Source organism: Enterobacter sp. IF2SW-B1 (assembly GCF_001743375.1).
Classification (GTDB): domain Bacteria; phylum Pseudomonadota; class Gammaproteobacteria; order Enterobacterales; family Enterobacteriaceae; genus Enterobacter; species Enterobacter bugandensis.
Genome location: NZ_MJAA01000009.1, coordinates 116,058 through 127,723 on the forward strand (window position 1 = coordinate 116,058; position 11,666 = coordinate 127,723).

An 11,666-nucleotide genomic window follows, 5' to 3' on the forward strand; every position below is an offset into this window, starting at 1 on the left:
ATAATGAACACCGATCAACTCGTGGCGCTTTGTCTTCGCCACCATGCCCTGCTGCTCACCAGCGACAGCGACATGATTAGCATCGCCGTCGTGGGAACCCCCGCGCCTGAACTGATGGAGGCCCTGCGCTTCGCGACCCAGAAGCGGATTGATATCGAATGCTGGAGCGCTGAACGCATGGAAAAGCACCGGCAGTTAACCGCGCAATCGCATCTGCCCGTCGTTTCGCAACCCCACTCCGCGGTGGACATCCTCAACCATACGCTGCAGCAGGCAGTAAACCAGCGCGCGTCTGACATCCATATCGAACCAATGGAGCACGCGTGCCAGATCCGCTTACGTATCGACGGGGTACTTTATCCGCAGCCTCCCCTTTCCGCCGCGCTGGCGACGATGCTCAGCGCCCGGTTAAAAGTGCTGGGTAATCTGGATATTGCGGAACGACGCTTGCCGCAGGACGGTCAGTTTACGATTGAGCTGACAAACGAGCCGGTCTCGTTTCGTATCGCCACGCTTCCCTGCAACGGCGGTGAGAAAATTGTGCTGCGTTTGCTACATCAGGTTCAGCAGGCGCTGGAACCGAACGCGCTTGGCATGAGCGCTAAACAGCTGGCCTGTTTTAATGAGGTACTCCACCAGCCTCAGGGGCTAATTCTGGTCACCGGCCCGACGGGCAGCGGCAAAACCGTAACGCTTTACAGCGCGCTGCAGGCGCGTAACACCCCTGACGTCAACATCTGCAGCGTGGAGGATCCCATCGAGATCCCGCTTGCGGGGTTAAATCAGACGCAGGTTAACCCCCGCGCGGGCTTAACATTCCAGAGCGTACTGAGAGCGCTGCTCCGTCAGGATCCGGACATCATTATGGTCGGGGAAATTCGCGATGGTGAAACGGCAGAAATTGCCATCAAAGCCGCGCAGACCGGGCATCTGGTATTGTCGACGCTGCACACCAACTCGACGACGGAAACCCTCATTCGTCTGGAGCAGATGGGCATGGCGCGCTGGATGATCTCTTCCGCGCTCTCGATGGTAATTGCCCAGCGGCTGGTTCGGCGCCTTTGCCCGCACTGCCGACATAAAACAGGGGAGCATACGGACCTGCCGCGCTCGGTTTGGCCGCGGCAACTTCCTCGCTGGCAACCTGCAGGCTGCGATCGTTGTTATCACGGTTTTTACGGGCGCGTGGCCATTTTTGAAGTACTTGCGATCGATAATCCCCTGCGCCAGGCTATTGCCAGCGGGGCAGGCACCGAGGTGATTGAAGCCAGCGCCCGACAGGCTGGACTCATCTCGCTGTTTGAACACGGCTGCATGGCCGTTGAACAAGGGATGACCACGCTTGAAGAGTTAGTGCGTGTTCTGGGTATGCCCGATGGCTGCTAATCAACTCTGGCGCTGGCGAGCACTCTCCGCTGAAGGAGAACCCCGAAACGGGGTACTCTGGGCCACCGACCGCAACGCAGCCTTCACCAGGCTGATGCGTAACGACCTCCATCCTCTGGCCCTGACCCGATGCGCTCAAAGGCACCGCTGGCGTCCACATCACTGCTACGAGATGTTTCGTCAGCTCGCAACGCTCCTGCAGGCCGGGCTGACGCTCGCGCATAGTCTGCAAATGCTGGCAGACCAACATCCAGTAGAACCGTGGCGGGGGCTACTGCAAAACGTTGCCGATGAACTCAGTGAAGGCTGTCCTTTTTCTGAGGCGCTCAAACGGTGGCCAGCGGTCTTTAGCCCACTGCATATCTCAATGGTGAAAATCGGAGAGCTAACGGGGAAGCTTGAAGCGTGCTGCCGAGAGCTTGCAGAACAGCAAAAAGCGCAGCAGCAGCTCAGCGCGAAGGTGAAAAAAGCGCTGCGCTACCCGGCGATCGTCCTGACGCTGGCCGTGCTCGTCGTGCTGGCAATGGTCACCCTGGTTTTGCCCGAATTTGCCGCGATCTACAAAACCTTTAATACCCCGCTTCCGGCGCTGACGCGAATTGTTATGGGGATAGCCGCGTTTATGCAGTCATATGCCCTTGCGCTGTTCGCGATGCTGCTTGTTCCCGTAACCGCAGCCTGGCCTCTGCGACACCATCCTCGCTGGCAGCGTATTCTGCTGAGTTTCCCCGTAATGGGCGCGCTGGCGAGAGGGCAAAAACTGGGGCAGATCTTCACCGTGTTGTCGCTCACGCAGCAGGCGGGCATTGCATTCTTACAGGGGCTTGAAAGTGCAGAAGAGACTGTTGAAAGCCGGTACTGGCAGGGAATACTCCGCAGCATACGCGAGAACATTGAAAAAGGTCTCCCCGTCTGGTCGTCCTTTCAGAAGGCGGCAATGTTTACCCCGCTCTGTATTCAGCTTTTACGAACCGGCGAGATGTCAGGTTCGCTGGACGTCATGCTGGCAAACCTTGCTCGCCATCACACGGAACAGACCTTTCAACGGGCAGACAACCTGGCGGCGCTTCTGGAGCCACTGCTCCTGGTTGTTACGGGGGTTATCATCGGCACGCTGGTGGTGGCAATGTATCTGCCGATTTTCCATCTGGGTGATGCGATGAGCGCGGGGTAGTGCAGTAGCGCTGGCGCACGAGCATGCGCCAGCGAAAGCCATTACAGGCTATTGAAAACGCGGTTTTCCTGCTCCTGAACGCGAATAAACGTTGTGCGTTTCGTCAGCTCTTTCAGGCGGGATGCACCCACGTAGGTACAGGCTGAACGCAGGCCGCCCAGGATGTCGCGCGCGGTGTTTTCAACCGGGCCGCGCAGAGGCAGCTTCACGGTTTTGCCTTCTGCCGCACGGTATTTTGCCACGCCACCGACGTGGCGGGTCATCGCGGATTCAGAGCTCATACCGTAGAACAGCATGAATTTCTCGCCGTTCTCTTCCACCACGGTGCCGCCGCTCTCTTCGTGGCCTGCCAGCATACCGCCGAGCATCACGAAGTCCGCGCCGCCGCCAAAGGCCTTTGCGACATCGCCCGGCATGGTGCAACCGCCGTCGCTAATGATCTGGCCGCCCAGGCCGTGCGCCGCGTCGGCACATTCAATGACCGCGGAAAGCTGCGGATAACCAACTCCGGTCTTCACGCGCGTGGTGCATACGGAGCCCGGGCCAATGCCTACTTTCACGATGTCGGCACCAGAAAGGATCAGCTCTTCACACATTTCACCGGTCACCACGTTGCCCGCAATGATAGTTTTGGTCGGCCAGGCTTCGCGCGCCTTGCTGACGAACTGCACGAAGTGCTCGGAGTAACCGTTCGCCACATCAATACAAACGAAGCTAAGCGCCGGGTTAGCATTCAGGATCTGTTTGGTTTTCTCGAAATCGGCGTCGGAAGTACCGGTGGAAACCATCACGTGCTTCACCACGTCAGCAGAGGCGGACGCAACAAACGCATTCCACTCTTCAGGAGTGTAGTGCTTGTGGACTGCAGTAAGAATATCGAACTGAGCCAGCGCCGTTGCCATCTCAAAGGTACCGACTGTATCCATGTTGGCAGCAATGATTGGCACGCCAGACCAGGTCTGACCGGAGTGTTTAAAGGTGAATTGACGTTCGAGTTCAACGTCTGAGCGACTTTTCAGTGTAGAGCGTTTAGGGCGGATAAGAACGTCTTTGAAACCTAACTTCAGATCTTCTTCGATACGCATGTGCGGATTCCTGGGGTTAGAGGCAAATATGTTAAAAGCACAACTCCAGTGACGCTATCATACGCACTAATACCTGCTCCGCAAGACTGCGAAATTCTCTTTTTTTACGCTACAATCCTATAAATTTACCTGGTAAAAAGCCGGTAAAGAGAATCAAACAATTACTGTCGCACGTTTGTTTTTTAAGCAACTGATTTCCATAATGAATAATTCCCAGGATTTGATTTAATGGGGTATATCGTCGCAGTAACCGGCGGCATCGGTAGTGGCAAAAGTACCGTTGCGGACGCGTTTTCTCGTCTCGGCATCGCGATTATTGATGCTGATATTATTGCCCGTCAGGTGGTAGAGCCCAATACACCCGCGCTAAAGGCCATCGCCGACCATTTCGGTCAGGCAATCATCAATGCCGATGGCACACTGAACCGCCGTCAGCTTCGCGAATATATTTTTTCCGATTCTGCGGAAAAAGCCTGGCTTAATGCCCTGCTCCACCCCATTATCCACCAGGAAACTCAGCGTCAGATAGTCGCAGCCCGCTCGCCCTATGTCCTGTGGGTGGTTCCGCTCCTGGTAGAAAATCAGCTGCATAAGAAAGCCAATCGGGTATTGGTGATTGATGTCACACCCGAGACGCAAATCCAGCGAACCATGACGCGCGACCACGTCTCGCGTGAACATGCTGAACAAATTCTTGCCGCTCAGGCCACTCGCGCTCAGCGCCTTGCCGTTGCGGATGATGTTATTGATAATAACGGCGCACCAGATGCCATTGCATCGGATGTTGCCCGCCTGCACGAGCAGTATCTAACCTTCGCCGCGCAGGCCGTTGCACAGGAAAAACCATAATGTCAACTCACATCCTTTTTGAGCACCCGCTCAATGAAAAAATGCGTACCTGGCTGCGCATTGAATTTCTCATCCAACAGCTTTCACAACATCTGCCTGTTAACGATCATGCCACGGCGTTGCACTTCTTTCGCAACGTAGGCGATCTGCTGGATGTGATTGAACGTGGCGATGTCCGCACGGAGCTGTTGAAAGAGCTGGAGCGCCAGCAGCGTAAATTACAGGCCTGGGCCGAAGTACCGGGCGTGGATCAAAGTCGAATTGACGCCTTACGCCAGCAGTTGAAAAACAGCAGCACGACGCTGATGGCCGCGCCGCGCGTTGGGCAATATTTACGAGAAGACCGTTTGATAGCGCTGGTGCGCCAGCGCCTGAGCATACCGGGCGGTTGCTGTAGCTTTGATCTGCCAACGCTGCATATGTGGCTGCATATGCCGCAGGAACAGCGCGATCGCCAGGTAAACAGCTGGCTGGGTAGCCTGGAGCCGATGAATCAGACGCTATCGCTGATCCTCGATCTTGTGCGTAACTCTGCCCCGTTCCGCAAGCAAACCAGTCTCAACGGTTTTTATCAGGACAATGGCGACGACGCCGATCTTCTGCGTCTAAATTTGTCGCTTGGCGAGCAGCTTTATCCACAAATTTCCGGGCATAAAAGCCGTTTCGCGATCCGCTTTATGCCGCTGGACAGTGAAAATGGCACCGTGCCGGAACGCCTCGATTTTGAACTGGCCTGTTGTTAAGGAGTGCCAATGTCTGACGTCACCACCGTAAACTGCCCAACCTGTGGGAAAACTGTCGTCTGGGGAGAAGTGAGTCCGTTTCGCCCGTTCTGCTGCAAGCGCTGTCAGCTCATTGATCTGGGCGAATGGGCGGCGGAAGAGAAACGAATTCCGAGCGAAGGCGACCTCTCGGATAGCGATGACTGGAGCGAAAGCCAGCAGTAACGTTCAAAGCCTGCTGGCGATTCGTTCGGCAGGCCTACATGTTTGTCGCTAAGCGGCGGATCACAGGCTCATTGGCTGGCGGGAATTTGTCGGCATCACTGACCTGAAGTTCCACCCAGTTACCCGGCTGTCCCTCTTTTCCCCAGGGTTCACCTTCCCAGCTTTCCACCAGCCAGAACCACAGCGTGATGTGCCTGTCGGGAAACTGATACTCCAGCTTATCGAACAGCGTGGCGCCAAGCGGGGTAATCCCCACCTCTTCCTGCAGCTCACGCACCAGCGCCTCTTCCGGTGTTTCTCCTGATTCGATTTTCCCGCCAGGAAACTCCCACTTGTTCGCCATATGGGCGTCAGCAGCGCGCTGGGTGATGAAGATTTGATTTTGCGGGTTGCGAATAATCCCGACGGCAATTTGCAGTATTTTCATAGCGTCACTTCCATAAAAAAGGCGCAGATATCTGCGCCTTTTCAGTTAGTTATGTTCTTAGCTCAGGCGGCCGTGGCACGCCTTGTATTTTTTACCGGAACCACACGGGCACGGATCGTTACGACCGACTTTACGATCGCCGGTCTGCGCGGCGATCGCTGCTGCGGCTTCGCTTTCGTCAGTCTGGTGGCTCAGCTGCTGCATCTGCGCCAGACGCTCAGCTTCTTCACGACGCTGCTGCTCCATCGCTTCCACTTCTTCCGGCATGCGCACCTGAACCTTGCTCAGGGTGCTGATCACTTCGTACTTCAGTGACTCCAGCATAGAGGCAAACATGGAGAAGGATTCACGCTTGTACTCCTGCTTCGGATCTTTCTGCGCATAGCCGCGCAGGTGGATACCCTGACGCAGGTAGTCCATCGCCGCCAGGTGCTCTTTCCACAGGGAGTCCAGCGTCTGCAGCATCACGCCTTTTTCGAAGTGACGCATCATCTCAGCGCCAACCACTTCTTCCTTACGCTTATAAACCTCCAGCGCGGTTTCAAAGATACGTTCGCGCAGGGTCTCTTCATGCAGCTCAGGCTCTTTATCCAGCCACTCTTTGATTGGCAGATCGAGATCGAAGTCGTTTTTCAGACGTTCCTGCAGGCCTTCAACGTCCCACATCTCTTCCAGAGACTGCGGTGGAATATGCGCGTCGATGGTGGCTTTGAACACATCTTCGCGGATGCTGTTGATGGTTTCGCTCACGTCGGACACGTCCAGCAGTTCGTTACGCTGGGTGTAGATCGCGCGACGCTGATCGTTGGCCACGTCATCATATTCCAGCAGCTGCTTACGAATATCGAAGTTGCGGCTTTCCACTTTACGCTGGGCGTTAGCGATCGCTTTAGTCACCCATGGGTGCTCAATGGCTTCACCAGGCTTCATGCCCAGCTTACGCATCATGCCGGACACGCGGTCGGAGGCGAAAATACGCATCAGCGCATCTTCCATAGACAGGTAGAAGCGGGAAGAACCGGCATCACCCTGACGGCCCGCACGGCCACGCAGCTGGTTGTCGATACGACGAGATTCGTGACGCTCGGTACCGATGATGTGCAGACCACCGGATGCCAGCACCGCGTCGTGACGCACCTGCCAGTCGGCTTTGATCTGCTCGATCTGCTCTGGCGTTGGGTTTTCCAGCTCTGCGACTTCAGCCTGCCAGCTACCGCCGAGCATAATATCGGTACCACGACCCGCCATGTTGGTGGCGATGGTCACGGCTGCCGGATAGCCCGCCTGAGCAACAATGTCCGCTTCTTTAGCGTGGAACTTGGCGTTCAGAACGTTGTGCTTGATGCCTGCTTTGGTCAGCTCATTGGAAACCACCTCGGATTTCTCGATGGAGATGGTCCCCACCAGAACCGGCTGACCATTGGCAGTACGGTCGCGAATATCTTCGATGATCGCCTGAATTTTTTCCGCTTCGGTCATGTACACCAGGTCCGGCATATCCTTACGGATCATCGGACGGTTGGTTGGCACAACCACGGTATCCAGCTTGTAGATGGAGCTGAATTCAAACGCTTCGGTATCTGCGGTACCGGTCATCCCCGCCAGCTTCTCATACAGACGGAAGTAGTTCTGGAAGGTGATTGAGGCCAGCGTCTGGTTTTCGTTCTGGATATCCACGCCTTCTTTCGCTTCCACCGCCTGGTGCAGGCCATCGGACCAGCGACGCCCCTGCATGGTACGGCCGGTGTGTTCATCGACAATGATGACTTCACCGTCTTTCACGATGTAGTCAACGTCGCGGGTGAACAGCGCGTGGGCGCGCAGCGCGGCGGTCACGTGGTGCATCAGCATGATGTTGCTCGGAGAGTACAGAGACTCACCTTCTTCCATAATGCCTTCAGCCACCAGCAGCTCTTCGATTTTCACCAGACCGCGTTCGGTCAGGTTCACCTGGCGCGCTTTTTCATCTACGGAGAAGTGGCCTTCCCCCTGGAAGGTATCGGAGTCTTCTTTCTCCTGACGCAGCAGGTGTGGAATGATTTTGTCGACTTTACGGTACATGTCAGAGCTGTCTTCGGCCGGGCCGGAGATGATCAGCGGGGTACGCGCTTCATCGATCAGAATGGAGTCAACCTCATCCACCAGCGCATAGTGCAGCTTACGCTGGACGCGCTCTTCCGGGCTGAACGCCATGTTGTCGCGCAGGTAGTCGAAGCCGTATTCGTTGTTGGTGCCGTAGGTGATGTCCGCGTTGTAGGCTTCGCGCTTGGCGGGTGCCGGCAGTCCGGACATGTTGATGCCGACGGTCATGCCGAGGAATTCGAACAGCGGACGGTTGTTTTCGGCATCACGCTGGGCCAGATAGTCGTTGACGGTAACGACGTGAACACCCTTACCGGTCAGGGCATTCAGGTAAGCCGGCAGCGTTGCGGTCAGGGTTTTACCTTCACCGGTACGCATTTCCGCGATGCAGCGTTCGTTAAGCACCATACCGCCCAGCAATTGAACGTCGAAGTGACGCATGCCGAACACACGTTTACTCGCTTCACGCACAACGGCGAAAGCTTCCGGGATCAGGCTCTCTAAGGTTTCGCCTTTTTCCAGACGCGCGCGGAACTCCGCGGTTTTCGCCTTCAGCTCATCATCAGAGAGCTTCTCCATCGCCGGTTCCATACCGTTGATGATGTTTACAGCTTTGCGCATACGGCGCAGGGTACGATCGTTACGACTACCAAAAACTTTGGTTAATAATTTGATTAGCATAATAAATTCTCAAACGCCCCAGACGGGCAGATAAATTAAGGTATTGAAAAAAGTTAATTTAGCTGAGGCGTTGAGGCCCGGCACGGATGCCGTGAACCTGGCTAATCCATGTCGAAACGGAGAATGATACAGGAGGAACAAACCAGGTTTGCGCCGTCTGACTCACGGTCACGGGCGGCTGGTTATCCTGCGTCAGAAGCGCATTAAGCGTATCGAGCAGGGCAAGATGCTGAGCCTGAACCGGCAGCGACTCTTCAGCAACAGGCATCGTCTGCGGCGCCATCGCGAACGACAGATGACGAATAACCGTGCGGATGGCGTGCTGCTGCCAGTAATCAACGGAGAAATTAGGACGACGGCTGGCTTCAAGCCACGCGAGATTAGTAAAGTTAACCCGCGTCGAGAGATCGTGTTTAGTTGTCGTGGAACGTGCTGGCGTCGCCGCTTCCGCACTGTTGCTGAGCGCAGGCAAGCCGAAACTTGCCGCGACCATCCCTAATAAGAGATGCGGCCAGAAGTAACGTCTGCCAAATTGTCGCCAGCGCGTCAGTATTCCGCTCACTTGCTCCACCACATTCGCCCGCCAGTGCAGGCTGAGTTCAATTATTCTTTTTTAGCGCCCAGATATTACCACTAAAGCCAATACGCAGCAGCAGGAATGACACCTTGCAGCAGGTAAAAACGGTCAATAATGCAGCGAACACACCGTTATTCGGCACCCGACAATGGCCAGGGAGTAGAGGGGCAAATCAAAGAAGGGCAGAAATAAAAACGACTGGCTTCCCTGGTCGGAGAGAGTACCAGGTGAACCAGTCGCTTTTCTTACGAAACGGCGTTAACCGTTACGCCAGGACCATAGTCGGTGCTTTGAACGCCAGCGGCAGTTCCGCTTCGTCTTCAAAGGTCACATATTCCCAGGCTTCCTGTTTTGCCAGGACGGCCTGCAACAATTTGTTGTTCAGTGCATGACCGGATTTGAACGCGGTAAATGCACCAATGATGTTGTGACCACACATGAACAGGTCGCCGATCGCATCCAGCATTTTGTGACGAACGAATTCATCTTCAAAACGCAGGCCGTCTTCGTTCAGTACGCGATAATCGTCAACAACGATGGCACAATCGAAGCTGCCGCCCAGGCACAGGCCGCGGGACTGCAGATATTCGATATCACGCATGAAGCCAAACGTACGTGCGCGGCTGATCTGGCGCATAAACGCATCAGCAGAGAAGTTCATCGCGTAGCGCTGAGTGCTGGAGTCAATCGCCGGATGGTTAAAGTCGATGGTAAAGTCCAACGAGAAACCATTGTACGGTTTGAATTCAGCCCACTTGTCGCCATCTTCGACGCGAACGGTCTCTTTGATGCGAACAAATTTCTTCGCACAGTTCAGTTCTTCGATGCCGGCATCCAGCAACAGATAAACGAACGGCGCAGCACTACCATCCATAATCGGGATTTCTGGCGCATCGACTTCAACAATAATGTTGTCGATACCCAGACCCGCCAGGGCGGCGTTCAGGTGCTCTACGGTAGAAATCCGCACGTCATGCTCGTTCACCAGACAAGTACAGAGCATTGTATCACGCACAGATTTGGCATCGGCCGGAAAATCTACCGGTGGATTCAAGTCGGTGCGACGATAGATGACCCCGGTATTGGCCGGCGCAGGGCGTAACGTCAGTGTGACTTTCTTGCCGGTATGTAAACCGACACCCGTCGCCTGAACGATACGTTTAAGTGTCCTTTGTTTGATCATCGTATAATCTCGCCAAATTAACTATCCAACCGAGAGTGTATATCACTAACGGTGGGCCAGTTTAGCACAAAGAGCGCAAATCCCCAAATTCCAGCCAATTCTTAGTCAGCTTGCTTACGCAGGAACGCCGGGATGTCCAGATAATCTGGCTCTTTTGCCGTTTGCGGCGTTGGGTCGTTTACCACTTTCGCAGCCGGTTTTTGCTCCTGAGTCAGAGGAGACATACCGTGCTGCTGGTAACGATCCATTACCGGTTGCTGAGTCTGCTTGTTGGTCACGAGGGTGATCTCAGGACGCTTGTCCATACCGATACCGGTCGCAACAACGGTAACACGCAGCTCGTCATTCATTTCCGGGTCAAGGGAAGTACCGATTACCACGGTCGCGTTGTCAGAGGCGAACGCGCGGATGGTATTACCCACGGTTTCGAACTCATCCAGACGCAGGTCAAAGCCAGCGGTAATGTTGACCAGCACGCCGCGCGCACCGGACAGATCGATATCTTCCAGCAGTGGAGAAGAGATAGCCATTTCAGCCGCTTCTTCCGCACGGTCTTCGCCGCTCGCCACGCCAGAGCCCATCATCGCGTAGCCCATTTCGGACATCACGGTGCGAACGTCTGCAAAGTCAACGTTCATCAGGCCAGGACGGGTAATCAGTTCTGCGATACCCTGGACCGCGCCTTTCAGCACGTCGTTTGCTGCGCCGAAGGCGTCCAGCAGGGAGATACCACGACCCAGAACTTTCAGCAGCTTGTCGTTCGGGATGGTGATCAGCGAGTCCACATGCTTGGACAGTTCGGTGATACCCTGCTCCGCGAAGGCCATACGCTTCTTGCCTTCAAAATTGAAAGGCTTGGTCACGACAGCAACGGTCAGGATACCTAAATCTTTAGCTACTTCAGCGACAACAGGTGCTGCACCGGTACCGGTACCGCCGCCCATGCCTGCTGCGATGAAGACCATGTCCGCACCTTCCAGTGCAGCACGCAGGGCTTCACGATCTTCTTCAGCCGCGTTGCGACCGACTTCCGGGTTAGCCCCAGCGCCCAGCCCTTTAGTGATGCCACCGCCGATCTGGATAGTCTGGCCAACTGCCGTTTTACGCAGTGCCTGCGCATCGGTGTTAACTGCGAAGAATTCAACACCTTCAATGCGTTCACGCACCATATGCTCTACGGCGTTACCGCCGCCGCCACCGACGCCGATGACTTTAATCACCGCGTCGTTGGTCAGTTCCATAGGTTCAAACATAATTTCTCTCTCCGTTGTGCCT

At 55.3% G+C, this 11,666-nt stretch carries 11 protein-coding genes; 5 read left to right on the forward strand and 6 right to left on the reverse strand.

The annotated features are described in order from the left end of the window. Nucleotides 1–3 precede the first annotated feature (3 nt). Together gspE and hofC are read left to right on the forward strand one after the other, a co-directional pair. Nucleotides 4–1,386, forward strand: a complete 1,383-nt coding sequence (gene gspE, locus A6013_RS18460; protein WP_069733547.1) for a type II secretion system protein GspE — start codon at nt 4–6, stop codon at nt 1,384–1,386. Beyond that, nucleotides 1,376–2,560, forward strand: a complete 1,185-nt coding sequence (gene hofC / locus A6013_RS18465; protein WP_069733548.1) for a protein transport protein HofC — start codon at nt 1,376–1,378, stop codon at nt 2,558–2,560. Before gspE ends, hofC begins: the two co-directional genes overlap by 11 nt. A 41-nt stretch (nt 2,561–2,601) precedes the next feature. Here the strand turns inward: hofC and A6013_RS18470 are convergent, their stop codons facing one another. Further along, nucleotides 2,602–3,645: a GMP reductase gene (locus tag A6013_RS18470; RefSeq protein WP_028015519.1), complete on the reverse strand. Its 1,044-nt coding sequence runs from the start codon at nt 3,643–3,645 to the stop codon at nt 2,602–2,604. 228 nt (nt 3,646–3,873) lie between these two features. On the opposite strand from A6013_RS18470, the gene coaE reads away from it, so the two are divergent. From coaE to yacG, 3 genes are read left to right on the forward strand one after another with little or no spacing between them, the layout of a single operon-like run. Further along, entirely contained in the window at nt 3,874–4,494 is a 621-nt protein-coding gene (coaE, locus tag A6013_RS18475; protein ID WP_069733549.1) for a dephospho-CoA kinase, read from the forward strand. Next, entirely contained in the window at nt 4,494–5,237 is a 744-nt protein-coding gene (gene zapD / locus A6013_RS18480; protein ID WP_028015517.1) for a cell division protein ZapD, read from the forward strand. Before coaE ends, zapD begins: the two co-directional genes overlap by 1 nt. Nucleotides 5,238–5,246: 9 nt before the next feature. After that, nucleotides 5,247–5,441 (forward strand): DNA gyrase inhibitor YacG, encoded by a 195-nt coding sequence (gene yacG, locus A6013_RS18485; RefSeq protein WP_028015516.1) that lies wholly within the window; start codon nt 5,247–5,249, stop codon nt 5,439–5,441. A 34-nt stretch (nt 5,442–5,475) separates the two neighbouring features. Here yacG and mutT read toward each other — a convergent pair whose 3' ends face one another. From mutT to ftsZ, 5 genes are all read right to left on the reverse strand, one after another. Next, nucleotides 5,476–5,868 carry an 8-oxo-dGTP diphosphatase MutT gene (gene mutT, locus A6013_RS18490; RefSeq protein WP_028015515.1) on the reverse strand — a complete coding sequence of 131 codons (393 nt, stop codon included), beginning with the start codon at nt 5,866–5,868 and terminating at the stop codon, nt 5,476–5,478. Nucleotides 5,869–5,925: 57 nt separating this feature from the next. Beyond that, nucleotides 5,926–8,631, reverse strand: a complete 2,706-nt coding sequence (gene secA / locus A6013_RS18495) for a preprotein translocase subunit SecA (RefSeq protein WP_045259459.1) — start codon at nt 8,629–8,631, stop codon at nt 5,926–5,928. Nucleotides 8,632–8,689: 58 nt separating this feature from the next. Then, nucleotides 8,690–9,193, reverse strand: a complete 504-nt coding sequence (secM, locus tag A6013_RS18500; RefSeq protein ID WP_028015513.1) for a secA translation cis-regulator SecM — start codon at nt 9,191–9,193, stop codon at nt 8,690–8,692. A 280-nt stretch (nt 9,194–9,473) separates the two neighbouring features. Further along, nucleotides 9,474–10,391 (reverse strand): UDP-3-O-acyl-N-acetylglucosamine deacetylase, encoded by a 918-nt coding sequence (gene lpxC, locus A6013_RS18505; protein WP_006810110.1) that lies wholly within the window; start codon nt 10,389–10,391, stop codon nt 9,474–9,476. 101 nt (nt 10,392–10,492) lie between these two features. Then, a complete protein-coding gene (gene ftsZ, locus A6013_RS18510) occupies nt 10,493–11,644 on the reverse strand; it encodes a cell division protein FtsZ (RefSeq protein ID WP_008501978.1) in 1,152 nt (383 codons plus the stop codon). Nucleotides 11,645–11,666 lie beyond the last annotated feature (22 nt).